The organism is Candidatus Nealsonbacteria bacterium (genome assembly GCA_026016225.1).
GTDB lineage: Bacteria > Patescibacteriota > Minisyncoccia > Minisyncoccales > JANBVM01 > Nealson33H.
In genome coordinates this window covers 224996-239658 of the sequence record CP061210.1, presented here as the reverse complement: position 1 = coordinate 239658, position 14663 = coordinate 224996, and the positions used below count along the sequence as shown (strand labels likewise).

Below are 14663 nucleotides of genomic sequence, written 5' to 3'. Positions count from 1 at the left end.
AAAACTTTACTCTACTGTTACTGATTTTGCCAGGTTTCTTGGTTTATCCACATCATGCCCAAGTAAAACTGCCATATAATAGGCAAAAAGATGGAGAGGAATGATTGAAAGCATTGGAGTTAACATCTCTAGAGTTTTTGGAATATAAATTATATCATCTACCAATTCTTTTATTCTTTCATTTCCTTCTGTGGTAATAGCAATAACAGGACCGCGTCTTGCTTTTACTTCTTCCACATTCGAAATCATTTTATTATAAACCGAATCTGAAGGACAAATAGCTATTGTGGGAAAGTTTTTATCAATCAGAGCTAAAGGACCATGTTTTAATTCTCCTCCTGCACCTCCCTCAGCATGTAAATAAGAAATCTCTTTTAATTTTAGAGCTCCCTCTAAAGCCACAGGAAAATTATATTTTCTTCCTATAAACCAAAAGTTTTTAAAATCCTTGTATTTTTCTGCCAATTTTTTTACTTCCGGAGCTTTCTTTAAAATCTCTCTGGCTAATTGAGGAAGTTTTGAAAGCTCTGTAACAATCCTCCTTCCCATTACCAAAGACATATTTCTTTGCCTGCCTAAATGCACAGTAAGCATCGTTAATATGGCTAATTGTCCCAAAAATGCTTTGGTAGAAGCTACGGCAATCTCAGGTCCTGCTCTTATGTAAACACCTGCTGTTGTTTCTCTTGCCTGGGTAGAACCTACAACGTTTGTAATTCCTATAGTTAAAATACCTTTCTTTTTCATTTCTCTGAGACCGGCTAAAGTATCAGCTGTCTCTCCAGATTGGGAAACAAAAACAGCAGCATTATTTTTATCAACTATTGGCTTCCTGTAGCGGAACTCAGAACCTATATCTACATCTGTTGGAATACCAGCATACTCTTCTAACATATATTTTCCCACTCTGGCTGCATAATTTGCAGTTCCGCAGGCAACCAAAGCCAATTGATTTACTTTTTTCAACTTTTCAGATACATTATCCAAACCTCCTAATTTTACTGTTCCCTCTTCTGGTATTAATCTCCCTCTGATTGCATTTTCAACAGCTGTTGGTTCTTCTATTATCTCTTTTAGCATAAAATGGGGGTATTTACCCTTTTCTGTCTCCTCAATATCTAATTCCAGAATCTGGGGAATTTTTTCTTTTATAATAAAAATGTCTTTAGGAGTCACTGTCGCTATTTCATAATCATCAAGTTGAATGATTTTCCTGGCATAAGGAGCAATAGCGATTGGATCAGAAGCTAAAATATATTCATCTTCGTTTATTCCAATTAAAAGAGGGCTAGAAAGACGGGCAGCAACAATCTTTTGAGGGTTTTGTTTACTAATAATTAATAAACCATAAGTTCCTTTAATCAATTTTAGAGCCCTTCTTGTTGCTTCTTCTAAGTTCTCTTTGAAAAATTTCTCAATTAAGTGAGCTATTACTTCTGTATCAGTTTCAGAAGTAAATTTATGACCTTCTCTTATTAACTCTTCTTTTAATTCCCGGTAGTTTTCAATGATGCCGTTATGAACTACCCAGATATTTTTAGTGCAGTCAGAATGAGGGTGGGTATTAATTTCTGTCACTGCTCCATGAGTTGCCCACCTTATATGTCCTATTCCCCAGTCTCCTTCTAACTTTTGATTCTCTAACTTTTTTTCTAAATTCTCTAATTTTCCTACAGCTTTTACCAAAGATATTTCTGTTTCTTTTCCTATTAAAACACCACTCGAATCATAGCCGCCGTAACTTTGACGTCTTAATCCATCCATTATAATTGGGAGGGCATCTTTTTTACCAATGTAACCTGAAACTCTACACATAAGCGTTTCACCAAATTAAAAATTATATAACTATATTAATTAATTTTCCCGGAACAAAAATAATCTTTTTAATCTTTTTGTTATATATTCTTTTTTTAATCTTCTCTCTATTTAATGTCAATTCTTTAGCTTCCTCTTCAGAAATGTCTGCTTTAACCTCAACCTTATCCCGAACCTTGCCATTTATTTGAATAATAAGAGTAATAGTTTTTTCTTTGACTAATTTTGAGTCGTATTTAGGCCAAGATTGCTCATGAACTGAACCTTTGTTTCCTAAGTACTGCCAAAGTTCTTCACTAATATGAGGAGCAAAAGGAGCTAATAAAATTAACATTCTTTGTATTACATCTTTTCCAACATCTTTTTTGTTTTTATAACAATAGTTAATAAATTCCATAAAAGCTGCAACGGCCGTATTAAATTTTGTAGCTTCTAAATCCTCTTCTACTTTTCTATTTAATTTATGAACTTCTTTTACAGCTTCTTTGCCACTCTTTTTATTCTCAGAACATTCTAAAACCAGCTTCCAGACCCTGTTTAAAAATCTGTGAACTCCTTTTACTCCTTTACTGCTCCAGCTAATAGTCTGGTCAAAAGGACCCATAAACATTTCGTAAACCCTGAGAGTATCAGCACCATAATTTGCTACAATATCATCAGGGTTTATCACATTACCAAAAGACTTTGACATCTTACGACCATCTTCAGCCAAAACCATCCCATGAGAGGTTCTTTTTTGATAGGGCTCTGGCTGGGGAACTATTCCAATATCAAAAAGAAATTTGTAAATAAAGCGAGAATACAATAAATGCAAGGTTGTGTGTTCCATGCCACCATTGTACCAGTCAACCGGCATCCAGTATTCTGCCTTCTTTCTATCAACTATCTCTTTTTCATTCTTTGGGTCGCAATATCTTAAATAATACCAATTTGAGCCTGCCCAGTTTGGCATGGTATCTGTTTCTCTTTTGGCTTTACTCCCGCATTTAGGACATTTTACATTCACCCAATCAGCAACAGCAGCCAAAGGTGATTCACCTGTCTCAGTTGGTTGATATCTTTCAACATAAGGGAGTTCAACCGGCAAATCTTTCTCAGGTACTGGCACTACACCGCACTTTTTACAGTGAATAATTGGTATTGGTTCTCCCCAATAATGCTGGCGTGAAAAGACCCAATCTCTTAGTTTATACTGAACTCTTTTTTTACCAAGATTATTTTTTTCTAACCATTCTGTAATTCTCTCAATTGCTTCTTTTGAAGATAAACCATTAAATGGACCTGAATTAACTAAAGTTCCGTATTCAATAAAGGCTTCTTTTGAAATATCTCCGCCTTTAATAACTTCTCTAATTTCTAATCCATAACGTTTTGCAAAATCATAATCTCTTTTATCATGAGCAGGAACAACCATCACAGCTCCTCCTCCATAAGTTGCTACCACATAATCTCCAATCCAAATAGGAATCTTCTCGTTATTAACGGGGTTTATACAAAAACCTCCTGTAAATACTCCTGTTTTTTCTTTTTCTAATTTTGTCCTCTCAAACTCTGATTTCTCTCGTGATTCCTTAATATACTTTTTAACTTCAATTAAGTGCTCTTTGGCAACCAATTTTTCAACCAGAGAATGCTCGGGGGCTATAACAATTGCTGTTACTCCAAAAATAGTATCAGCCCTAGTAGTAAAAACTTTAATCACTTTATCTAAATTCTCTACTCTAAAATCTATATCTACGCCGTAACTTCTACCAATCCAATCAATCTGTTGAACTTTTATTTTTTCTAAATAATCAACCTTGTCTAAATCCTCAATTAATCTGTCAGCATATTCTGTAATTTTTAACATCCATTGTTTGAGTTCTTTTTGAGTTACTTTTGCCTTACATCTTTCACATTTTCCATCAACTACTTCTTCGTTCGCTAGTCCAATCTTACAAGAAGGACACCAGTTAATAGGAATTTTAGCCTGATATGCTAATCCATTTTCAAAAAGCTTTAAAAAAATCCACTGAGTCCATTTATAGTATTTTGGGTCAGTAGTATTAATTTCTCTATTCCAATCAAAAGAAAAACCCAAGCTTTTTGATTGCCTTTTATAGTTATTTACGTTTTTCTCAGTAGCTATTTCAGGATGAATTCCTGTTTTAATAGCATAATTTTCTGTTGGTAAACCAAAAGCATCCCAACCTATTGGGAATAAAACATTAAAACCTTCCATTCTTTTTTTTCTGGCTATTGCATCCATTGCAGAATAGCTTCTACAATGACCTACATGAAGCCCTTGACCTGAAGGATAGGGAAACTCAATGAGAATATATTTTTTTGGTTTTTTTGAGAAGTCCTTAGCTTGATAAAAACCATTTCCCTCCCAAAACTTCTGCCATTTTGGCTCTATTTTTTGGGGTCCATATTTCATATTTTTAATATTATCTTTTAAATTTTGATTTGTAAACCTGTTATATTGAGCTATGTTTGATATATCTCACTGTGTGCGCCATAATTAACCTATGAAAACTGCTTTGGTTTATAATCCAGAGATTAAAAATTATAGTTTTGGAAAAGGGCATCCTTTTACAAGTGAAAGGTTTGAAAACTTTATTAATTTTGCAAAAGAGAAATTACCAAATTTCAAAGATATTTTTGAACAAATTATTCCTGAACTTGCTTCAGCAAAAGATTTAAAATTAATTCATAGCCAAAAATATATTGATGTAATATCAAGGGCATCTGAAGGAATTATTTTACCTGATATATTAAGATATACTACGACAGATAATTTTGACCCTTCAACAGGTTATCTACCAAAAGGAATTGACAAAGCTGCAAGAATGGCTGTAGGTACTTCTTTAAAAGCTGCTGAGTTGGTTTTTAAAGGTAAATTCAAAAAGGCAATTTCTTTGGGTGGCGGGCTTCATCATGCAAAAAGAGAAAAAGGAGAAGGTTTTTGCATATATAATGATGTTGCCATTTGTGCTAAAACACTACTCAAAAAAGGTTTGAAAAGAATTTTGATTTTAGACACAGATGCCCATGCAGGAAATGGAACATCTGAAGCTTTTTATGACGAAAATCAGGTCTTATTTATTGACATTCATCAAAACCCAGCGACTTTATATCCTGGGACAGGCTTTATAAATGAAATTGGCACAGGAAAAGGACAAGGTTTTACAATTAATATTCCTCTTTCTCCGGGAGCTAGTGATAAATCTTATCAATATGTATTTGAAAAAATTATCTTTCCAATAGCTGAAGAATTTAAACCAGAAATAATTATCAGGAATGGTGGTTCTGACCCTTATTTTGCTGACGGCTTGACTAATTTAGGTTTAACCTTAGATGGATTTAGAATAATCGGGGAAAAAGTAAGAATGTTGGCTGCAAAAATTTGTGGAGGAAAAGAAATTGACCTTATTGCCTCAGGTTATAATCAAAAGATTCTGCCTTCTGCCTGGCTTTCTTTAATTTCAGGCCTTTTAGATTTAAAAATGAAATTGAAAGAACCTCAAAAACCAATCTTTCCTAAAGATTTTAAGTCAAGAGAAATAAAAGAAACAGTAAAAGAGATTAAAAATTATCTAAAAGACTACTGGAAGTGTTTTAAGTAATTATATATTAAAAAGTTTTCTTGCGTTTTCTGTTGTAATTTCAGCGAGCCTATCAAGACTCACTTTTTTTATATCAGCTATAGCTTTTGCAATATATTTTACAAAAATTGGTTCGTTACGTTCAGCTTCCAGCCCAGCCGGTACCAAATAAGGACAATCTGTCTCAATCAAGAGCTTATCTAAAGGAGTATTTTTAATATTTTTTTCAAAATTTATTCCCTCTATCTTTTTGAAGATTATCCCAGTAAATCCAATATAAAAGCCGAAATTCAAAAAGTTTTCAAGCTCATTTAAACCTCCAACAAAGCTGTGAGCTACAGCTTTTTTAGGCCTTACCATTGGATTTTCTAATAAAAATTCAATCAAATCCTGATGAGCCATCCGGCAGTGAAAGATTACAGGTAGATTTAATTCTTTTGCCAGACTCAATTCTTTTAAAAGAAGCTCTTTTTGTTTTTGCTTAAACAATTCTTTTTTTCTGGTAGTTTTTGGTTTCCAATAATAATCTAAGCCAACTTCACCAATAGCTATCACTTTTTCAAAACCAGCTAACCGTTTGTAGCTTTCGTAATCAAACTCTTTTTCAAAGCTTTCTCCCTCTAATTTATCAATCTTTCTCTTTACCAATCCTGTATCTAAGTTTATAGGATGAAGACCAATTGCAGCAAAAATTCCTTTTTCAGAACTTTTGGCAATTTCTACTGCTTTTTTTGAAGTTTCAAAATTAGTTCCGACATTTATCACCCAAACATCATTTTTTAAACATCGTTTGATTACTTTTTTTCTGTCTTTTTCAAAAGCTTTAAAATTCAAATGGGCGTGGGTATCAATTAACATAATATTTCATTCTATCTTTTTAAAAAGATAAAAAAAAGCCTCAACATCTATAAAAGATAGAGTTGAGGTTTGAACATCTTTTTCCCTTGAGATTAGTAATTACTAGTTTTCTCTGCTCCCCCGACATAAGCGCATTCTATTATTTCAAGCCCTTTAATCGCCGTTTCTATTTTTTCTTTTTCTTCTTCTCCTATTTTATCAAAATCTTCTAAGATCAGTGTATTAAGTTCTGGGGTTGATGGCTTCGGCTGTATAATCAGCAAATCGCCTCCATCAGGAGTAATTACTCGACATCTCTTCGTTTTCTCACCGAGATATAATATTGTCAGTGCATTAACAAATCTTCCGGGTTTACGAAATCCCACTATAAATCCCTTTGCTTGCGGTGGTCGCCTGATATAAGCACACCATATTATTTCTATCTTCTCCTGCCTTAGGATCGCTTTTATGTCTTCTCTAACCTTTTTATCTACTTCATCGATATTTTCTAGAACCAAAATATTGAGTCTCTCGGTAGATTTTGAGGGCTGGATGACATACAAACTATCCTCGTCGGGAATAAATGCCCGACACCTCTTCACTTTATCACCTAAGTAACAAATCCCTAATGCATTAACAAATCTTTCGGGTTTATAAAACGTGAGATGAAACCTTCCTGTCAATATTCTCATTTTCTATATCACTTCATTCCATTTTTTGTTTTTTTTAATCTACTATATTTAATAATATTTTTACAGTATCACATCCTTTTAAAAAGTCAAGAACAGTATAAAACTACTTTAATATATTAATCCTTTACCATTTTTTTTTAAAAAAAGTTATTTAGAATTTAATTTTGGAAAAAGGGGTTCTTTTTTTTCTACATTAAAAACATATTCTTTGTCATTAGATTTTATTCCAAGTTGACATAATATTTTTTCTGATGTCTCTGGTATAAAAGGTTTCAGCATCCGGGCAATATTTTCCAGGGTATACAGTAAATATAAGATATCTTCTTTTTGTCCTTTCTTCTCCCAGAGTTTCTCTTTTTCAATGTATTGGTCACAAAAAGCAATCAGTTCCCAAATGGAAATTAAGGCTGTATTAAATTTAAATTCATTCAAAGCTTTATTATGTTTTTGCCAGGTTTTATCTATTTCTGTTTGGAATTCACTATCTTGAATTTGCTTAATCTTTAGACTTTCTAATTTAAATCCAGATTTCTCTGCCAAAGTAAGTACTCTGGACACCAAATTCCCAATTCCTTTTGCCAAATCTGCATTATACCTATCTTCCAGTTTCTCATAAGTAAAATCACCGTCTTCGGTGGGAAGAATCTCTCTTAAAAGGAAATACCTAATAGCATCTGCTCCATATTGTTTGACAAGTTCAAAGGGATCAATAAAAGTTCCTAAACTTTTTGACATTTTCTGGCCACCAACCGTAATAAAACCATGAATAAATATTGTTTTCGGTAATTCTAAATCAAGGGAAATTAATATGGCTGGCCATAATAGAGAATGAAATTTGATTATATCTTTTCCTATACAGTGAATATCAGCCGGCCAAAATTTTTTAAATTTATTACCTTCTTTGGCATATCCTAAAGCCGAAATATAATTAATTAAAGCCTCTACCCAGACATAAATTGTCTGGGTATTATCATCGGGGACCGGTATTCCCCATAGTAATCTTTCTTTTAATCTGGAGCAACTTATATCTTCTATTCCCTGTTTAATTAAGCTTAAAATTTCATTTTTTCTTGCTTTGGAAATAATCTTTATCTCATCTCTTTCTATAATCTTTCCAATCTTTTTTGAATATTTTGAAAGTTTAAAAAAGTAATTTTCTTCTTTAATTACTTCGGGTTTCTTTTGATGATAGGGACATTTTCCGTCTACCAAATCTTTTTTGGAAATAAAAGACTCACAACCCACACAATACAATCCTCGATATTTCTTTTTATAAATATCGTTATTTTCTTTTAACTTTCGCCAAACTTTTTCTACTGCCGGTCGATGTCGCTTTTCATCAGTGGTTCGAATAAAATCATCATTGGATAAATTTAAAACTGTTTTTAGGTTCTGAAATTTTTTTGAAATATCATCAACAAATTCTCTTGGTTTCTTTCCTGCTTCACAAGCTGCCTTTGCAATTTTTGTACCATGTTCATCAGTTCCCGTCAGAAAAAAAACATCCTCACCTAAAAACCGGTGATAACGTGCTAAAACATCAGCCTGAATAACTTCCAAAGCAAAACCTATATGTGGAGGAGCATTAGTATAAGCTATACTGGTTGTAATATAAAATTTCTTTTTTGCCATATTTTAAAGCATCGTTGCCTGCTCCTCTTTCCTTTTCTTTAAAAAGTCTCTTAAAAATTCGTAAATTACTCCTGTTAAGGGGATAGTCAAAATTGCTCCTAAAAATCCCCATAATTTACCCCCAATCAATAAAGCTATTAAAACCAAAATTGCCGGCAACCCTACCATTTTTTTTGTCAACACAGGAGTTATAACATTTCCTTCTATCTGCTGAATTAAAACAAGAGCAATTAAAATAAGAAATGCTTTTGGCGGATAATTTAAGGCGACTAAAATAATAATTATCAATCCTGAAAAAATAGGTCCTAAAACCGGAATAATATCCATAATACCAGCAAACAAACCTAAAACAAAAGCATACTCTATACCAAAAATTCTGAGAGTAATATAAGTAATCAAACCCACAAAAAGACTGCTTAAAGCTCTGGCTCCAAACCAGGAAGCTGTTTTAGTTTGACACCTTTCCCATAAATCTAAAAAGAAAGCTTCGTTTCTTTTAGGAGCTAAAAGTTCCATTACCCGTTTTACCTCTTTCTCTTCTATTGAAAAAAAGATGGCTATAGCAAAGATTGTTACGGTAGAAAAAATTCCTCCAAAAATAGAAATAACAGCTCCAAAGATACTGGAAGAAGCTCTAATCAACCAATCTTGAAGTGCTTGGGTAAAGGTCTCAAAGCTTTCAAATTCCTCAATATTTAAACCTCTTAAAGGTGGAGCTAATTTCTCAAAATATTGAGGAAAGAGCTGGGTGAATTGTTGGATTTCAAAAATAAATATCGGAATGGTCCAATAGAAAATAGCGGTTAAAATTGCAAAAACAGTAACATAAACAAAAATTGTAGCTATTGTACGAGGGACTCTTCTTCTTTGTAAAAAATTAATTGCCGGGTTGAATAAAATTGAGATAATAAAGCCAAATAAAATCCAGAGTAAAATATCTTTTATTGAGTAAAGAATATAAAAACCGAGAAAAACAATAGCAATTTTAAGGAATGTTCCCCAAGATATATCTAAAACTCTTTCTTCATCCATAGTTTGAAAATTAAATTTTTAACAATTTCCTGAACCTTTTTTTATTCTTAAATGGCCCAATTATAGCCAAATTTAACTTTTGGGGTTGAAAAATATCTTTCGCTACTTTTAAAATATCTGTTGTGGTAACTTTGTCAATTTTTTTAAATATTTGCTCCGGGGTTAAAATCTTTTTTTCCAAAAGCTCCTGGTTAGCATAAAAAGAAGCTTGAACATTAGAAGACTCTAACAAAAGAGCTGTTTTTCCTTTTATACAATCTTTAGCTTTTTTTAATTCTTTTTGAGGAACTTTTTTTCGAGAAATGTTTTTATATTCTTTCAATATGGCTAAAATCACCTTTTCTATTTTTTTATTATCCACTCCAGCCCCGGTAGTAAAATATCCACTATCAGGATATGAAACAGATTCTGTACTGATATAATAAGCAGCTCCCATTTCCTCTCTTATTTTTACGAATAATCTCGAGCTCATCATTCCTCCTAAAATTACTGCTAATAATTTCTGGCTATATTTTTGGGGATGAAAAAGATTATATGCTCTTGTTCCTAAATATAAATGAGCTTGGTCGGTTTCCTTTGTATGTAGAAGCAAATTAGGCTCCGATTGTTTTTCAATTACAGGAGATTTTTTTAAAGATTGAAATTTTTTTATTTTAGAAAAATATTTCTTTATCTTTTTAACTACTAAAGAAGCGTTTATTCTACCTGCCACACAAACAATTGTATTTGAAGCTACATATTGTCTTTTCATATAATCAATTAGCTTTTTTCTGTTAATATTATTTACGCTTTCTTTTGTTCCTGCAATATCCCAACCAGCTGGTTGGTCCCCGTATAAAAGCTTTTGCCATAAAATCTGAATATAAGACATAGGATGGTCATACCTCATATTAATCTCCTCAATAATTACTCCTTTTTCTTTTTCTATCTCTTTTTCAGGTAAAGTAGAGTTTAAAAAAATATCAGAAGCCCAGTCTAAAGCAATTTCAAGATGAGTAAAGGCTACCTTGGCAAAATATCCCGTATATTCTTCTGAAGTAAAAGCATTATAAATTCCGCCTATTCTATCTAAGGTCTCGCTAACCTCTATAGATGAAGGTCTTTTTTTTGTTCCTTTAAAGTACATATGTTCTAAAAAATGAGAAATCCCATTGAGCTCTTTTGTCTCATATTTTGAACCGGTCCCGACTAATATCAAAATCGTTACAGCTTGAGTGTTTTTCTGAGGAATGGTTATTAATCTTAGTCCGTTTTTAAAGATAGTTTTTTTATACATTATCCTTTAATAATTTTTCCTAATTTTAAGAATTCTTCACCTGAAAGTATCTTTTTAATAACCTCTTTTAATTCTGATGTTTTAACTCTTATTTGCATCATAGTATCTCTATCTCTTAAAGTTACGGTGTTATCGCCTAAGGTTTGGAAATCCACCGTTGCTGATAGAACGACTCCAATCTCGTCTGTCCTCCGATATCTCCTCCCAATTGAACCTGTTTCATCATACTGACAAACAAAATGATTTTTCAGTAATTTGTAAATTTGCTTTGCCTTCTTGACTAAATCTGGTTTATTTCTTACTAAAGGCAAAACCGCCACTTTAATTGGAGCAATTTTTTTGTTTAGTTTCAGTAAAATCTCAACTTCTTTTGTAGCTTTTGTGGTTTTTGTTCTCCCTCCTTTTATTTCTTGATAAGCATTGCATAAAAAAGCAAAAAGATATCTTTCTACCCCAATTGAGGTTTCAATGATATGGGGAAAATATTTCTCCTTGGTTTCTTCATCAAAATACCTTAAGTCTTTTCCGCTATATTTTGAATGATTGGAAAGGTCCCAATCCCCCCGATTATGAACTCCCTCAATTTCCCCCCAACCAAAAGGAAAACGATATTCAATGTCCACTTGTCTTTTTGCGTAATGAGCCCTTTCTTTAGCTGGAATTTCTTTAGCTCTCAAACTTTCTTTTTTAATTCCTAAATTAGAATACCAATCTATGCGTTCCTTTTTCCAAAATTCAAACCATTTATTAGCTTCTTTAGGGTGACAAAACCATTGCATTTCCATTTGTTCAAACTCCCGGGTTCTAAAAATAAAATTTTTGGGATTGATTTCATTACGGAAAGATTTCCCAATTTGGACAATACCAAAGGGTATTTTCATCCTCATTGATTTTAAGACGTTTTCAAAATTCATATAAATCCCCTGGCAGGTCTCTGCTCTCAAATAAGTAGTGGAAGCTTCCTCTTCTACAGAACCAACAAAAGTTTTCATCATTAAATTAAATTTTTTAGGATTAGTTAATTCTCCTCCACATTCTGGGCAACGATTTTCTTTTATTTCTTCTTCTTTAAACCTTTTATGACAAGATTTACATTCTAGTAATGAATCAGCAAAACCAGCAGTTAAATGACCTGAAGCCTGCCAAACTTTGGGATTCATTAAAATTGCTGTATCTAGACCAACAATATTTTCATGATTTTTAATCATCTCATCCCACCAAACCCTTTTAATATTATTTTTCATTAAAACGCCCAGGGGTCCAAAATCATAGCTTGAAGCAAAGCCACCATAAATTTCCGAGGACTGAAAAATAAATCCCCGCCTTTTAGCTAAAGATATAATTTTTGAAGTAAAATCTTTCATCTTAATTATTTAACAAGTCCCATCTCATCTGTTACGGTTGGGTCATCCGGCAAAAAAGTGTTAATACCAGATGCTGAAGATTGTATAGTCATTTCTGTCCAGCTATCTTCGCCCATTATATTAGCCTGGTTAATAATCTCTGGAATTTGAAAGCGCTGAGATTCGCTTGGGGTAAAAGCAATCTGAAAAGCTAAAGTCAATCCCTGTTTTGTGACACCAATACCCCTTTCTAAATCTCCTACTGACCAAACAATTTCTCTTGATTGAGAATCAAAGGTAAATCTTGAAAGTTCTTCTTCGGGAAAAATCTCTCCGGTTAATTCTACGCCCTCGGGCAAAACAGCTTTTACTTTTACATTCTTAACATCAGAATAATAATTCTTAACCTGCCACATTATGGTATAGGTAGTAGTTTTTCCAACTTCTGGCGGAAGGGGGCCAGAATTGCCAAAAACCTCGTCTTGAAAATATCCTTTTTGAACTAATTCTATCTTTGAGCTTATCTTGGTAACAAATTCTTCTTTTACTTGACCAATAAAGATTTTATTTTTTAGAATTGGATTTTTAATACTTCCTAAATCATCTTTTAGTTTTATCCAAAAATCAACCCTTCCTTCTTCCAAGGGGGCTAAATATTGTAGTTTTGGAACCCTTCTCCAATCAAAAACTATAGAATTATCACCTGTTTGATAGTTGCCGTAATCTGACTTTATGGTTTGAAAGTCAAAAGCTTCCCCATCAAGCTTACTAACCATAAATAGATTATTTAAATCATCATTACCTATGTTTTTAAAATAGATTTCGTAATGCAACCAATCGCCAGGCAAAGCCACATATTGAGGGTTGCTGTTAATTTCCTGCCTGAGATAAAGAGAGGGCTCTATAATTTCTACTCCCTTTGTTACCTCTTTTAATAAAATAAATTCGCCCTTTTTCCACATCCCTAATCTGGCTTTAAAAATCTTAGCTGTTCCAATCTCTCCTGAAATTTTACCGGTAATTTCAATCCTTCCTCCTTTTGATTTATTTAAAACTGGTATTTCCCACTCTGTTTTTTCAATAGATTTTGGGTTAGATTTATTAAACTCAAAACCAAAAGGGTAATCTATCTGACATCTTAAATCGGTTAAAGGGTAATCTATATTAGAAAAGTAATTAAGTCTGAAAGTAAATTCTTTATCAGCCCCAACCCTTGAAGGTAAATCAAAATCAAAAGTTAAATGTACTGATTTTATTTGTGTAGTAAAGCTTGAAGACGATTCATATTGAGCTTTCAAATCTTTTAGTTTATAAGTTAAAAAAGCTCTGGCTATTTTTACCTCTCCTTCTTTTCCTAATAATCTCATCTTAAAAGGAAAACTTCTTTCTTCTCCGGGGTAAATTGCCCCTCCTAATTTTTCTGAATCCAAAATCTGTCTTGTAAAAATTTCTTCATCTTTTAAAGAATGTTCAGGCGGTTCAAACACAAGCACCGGATTATCCAAACGAAAGTTGCCATTGTTTTTATATTTAACAATGTACTCCACTTCCTGACCAAGGGTAATCTCAGAAGGTCCTAAAATCTCCAATCTCAAAATTTCTTTTGAGTAAATATTTTCCCTCCAGTTCCAATAAAAACCAGCTATCCCGACAATAACTGTTAAAATAATTAAAAAAGTAAAAGTCTTATTCATATATTTAGTATATCAAATTAGTTCTCTTCTCTGAAATACTCTTTTGAGATGTTTTCGAGTAACCTAAGTTGTTCCCTTTTGACCTTTAATCTAAATATAATTTGATTGTTTTTATCAAGTATAATTCTTAGTATCTTAACTGCATCGGGGGTAATCTCTCTGCCTGATTTTTCTTTCAAAAAACAGTTTTGGCAGATAATTCCTCCTTCTTTTTTACTAAAATAGAGTTTTTCAGGTTTTAATTTTTTTTGACAGATAGAACATTGATAGAGTTCGGGCTGATAACCTAATATTGAAAGAAGTTTCCAGAAAAAATAGTAATAAATGAGTTCTAAGTTTTTAATTTTAAAATCAACCCTATCTAATTCTTTAAAAACTCTTAATAATAAATTCCAAATTCTCTTATCCGGTTCTTGGCCCAGAATCAAATTATCTAAAGCTTCTGAGATTTTAACAGCTACGGTCAGTTTTCCTAAATCTTTTCTTAAATTCTCGAATTTTTCAATCACTATTGCGTCTGTTAAGGTTTTATAAGCTTTACCCTGGATAAATTCAATCTCAGATAAATAAAAAATTTCCATCCCTGACCTTAATTTTGAAGAAATCTTACGTATAGCTTTTCCTAAAATCTTTAATTTTCCAAAATCCTTTGTATAAAGAGTAAATAATTGATCTGCTTCTTTGCGATCAACTTTTTTTAAAATTATTCCTTTTGTTCGATAATGAACAAACATCTAAATTTCTATTTATCTTCT

Annotated in this window: 11 protein-coding genes; 1 reads left to right on the top strand and 10 read right to left on the bottom strand. The window is 32.5% G+C overall.

Going from position 1 to position 14663, the window contains the following annotated elements; translation table 11 throughout:
• Positions 1-6 precede the first annotated feature (6 nt).
• Both glmS and IB617_01270 read right to left on the bottom strand, forming a co-directional pair.
• Positions 7-1815 carry a glutamine--fructose-6-phosphate transaminase (isomerizing) gene (glmS, locus tag IB617_01275; protein ID UZE93447.1) on the bottom strand — a complete coding sequence of 603 codons (1809 nt, stop codon included), beginning with the start codon at positions 1813-1815 and terminating at the stop codon, positions 7-9.
• 22 nt (positions 1816-1837) lie between these two features.
• Positions 1838-4234 carry a leucine--tRNA ligase gene (locus tag IB617_01270; protein ID UZE93446.1) on the bottom strand — a complete coding sequence of 799 codons (2397 nt, stop codon included), beginning with the start codon at positions 4232-4234 and terminating at the stop codon, positions 1838-1840.
• 91 nt (positions 4235-4325) lie between these two features.
• Between IB617_01270 and IB617_01265 the strand changes: the two genes are divergently transcribed.
• On the top strand, positions 4326-5423 hold the full coding sequence (locus tag IB617_01265; GenBank protein ID UZE93445.1) for a hypothetical protein: 1098 nt from the start codon (positions 4326-4328) through the stop codon (positions 5421-5423).
• Here IB617_01265 and IB617_01260 read toward each other — a convergent pair whose 3' ends face one another.
• The 8 genes from IB617_01260 to recO all read right to left on the bottom strand — a co-directional run bounded on the left by IB617_01260 (position 5424) and on the right by recO (position 14642).
• Positions 5424-6260 carry a TatD family hydrolase gene (locus tag IB617_01260; protein UZE93444.1) on the bottom strand — a complete coding sequence of 279 codons (837 nt, stop codon included), beginning with the start codon at positions 6258-6260 and terminating at the stop codon, positions 5424-5426.
• A gap of 92 nt (positions 6261-6352) precedes the next feature.
• Positions 6353-6931: a hypothetical protein gene (locus IB617_01255; GenBank protein ID UZE93443.1), complete on the bottom strand. Its 579-nt coding sequence runs from the start codon at positions 6929-6931 to the stop codon at positions 6353-6355.
• A 147-nt stretch (positions 6932-7078) separates the two neighbouring features.
• A complete protein-coding gene (locus IB617_01250) occupies positions 7079-8563 on the bottom strand; it encodes a methionine--tRNA ligase (protein ID UZE93442.1) in 1485 nt (494 codons plus the stop codon).
• A 3-nt stretch (positions 8564-8566) separates the two neighbouring features.
• Positions 8567-9595, bottom strand: coding sequence for an AI-2E family transporter (locus tag IB617_01245; protein ID UZE93441.1), 1029 nt, complete (start codon positions 9593-9595; stop codon positions 8567-8569).
• A 10-nt stretch (positions 9596-9605) separates the two neighbouring features.
• Positions 9606-10871, bottom strand: coding sequence for an insulinase family protein (locus IB617_01240; GenBank protein ID UZE93440.1), 1266 nt, complete (start codon positions 10869-10871; stop codon positions 9606-9608).
• Positions 10871-12235 (bottom strand): glycine--tRNA ligase, encoded by a 1365-nt coding sequence (locus IB617_01235; GenBank protein ID UZE93439.1) that lies wholly within the window; start codon positions 12233-12235, stop codon positions 10871-10873. Before IB617_01235 ends, IB617_01240 begins: the two co-directional genes overlap by 1 nt.
• Positions 12236-12240: 5 nt before the next feature.
• A complete protein-coding gene (locus IB617_01230) occupies positions 12241-13908 on the bottom strand; it encodes a hypothetical protein (protein UZE93438.1) in 1668 nt (555 codons plus the stop codon).
• 17 nt (positions 13909-13925) lie between these two features.
• The gene (recO, locus tag IB617_01225) at positions 13926-14642 is read right to left on the bottom strand and encodes a DNA repair protein RecO (GenBank protein UZE93437.1); all 717 of its coding nucleotides are present in this window, start codon (positions 14640-14642) and stop codon (positions 13926-13928) included.
• Positions 14643-14663: the final 21 nt, after the last annotated feature.

Coding starts and splice junctions, on each gene's coding strand:
- glmS (UZE93447.1), bottom strand. CDS start 1,815: ATGTGTAGAGTTTCAGGTTACATTGGTAAAAAAGATGCCCTCCCAATT.
- IB617_01240 (UZE93440.1), bottom strand. CDS start 10,871: ATGTATAAAAAAACTATCTTTAAAAACGGACTAAGATTAATAACCATT.
- recO (UZE93437.1), bottom strand. CDS start 14,642: ATGTTTGTTCATTATCGAACAAAAGGAATAATTTTAAAAAAAGTTGAT.
- IB617_01260 (UZE93444.1), bottom strand. CDS start 6,260: ATGTTAATTGATACCCACGCCCATTTGAATTTTAAAGCTTTTGAAAAA.
- IB617_01235 (UZE93439.1), bottom strand. CDS start 12,235: ATGAAAGATTTTACTTCAAAAATTATATCTTTAGCTAAAAGGCGGGGA.
- IB617_01270 (UZE93446.1), bottom strand. CDS start 4,234: ATGAAATATGGACCCCAAAAAATAGAGCCAAAATGGCAGAAGTTTTGG.
- IB617_01265 (UZE93445.1), top strand. CDS start 4,326: ATGAAAACTGCTTTGGTTTATAATCCAGAGATTAAAAATTATAGTTTT.
- IB617_01250 (UZE93442.1), bottom strand. CDS start 8,563: ATGGCAAAAAAGAAATTTTATATTACAACCAGTATAGCTTATACTAAT.
- IB617_01255 (UZE93443.1), bottom strand. CDS start 6,931: ATGAGAATATTGACAGGAAGGTTTCATCTCACGTTTTATAAACCCGAA.
- IB617_01230 (UZE93438.1), bottom strand. CDS start 13,908: ATGAATAAGACTTTTACTTTTTTAATTATTTTAACAGTTATTGTCGGG.
- IB617_01245 (UZE93441.1), bottom strand. CDS start 9,595: ATGGATGAAGAAAGAGTTTTAGATATATCTTGGGGAACATTCCTTAAA.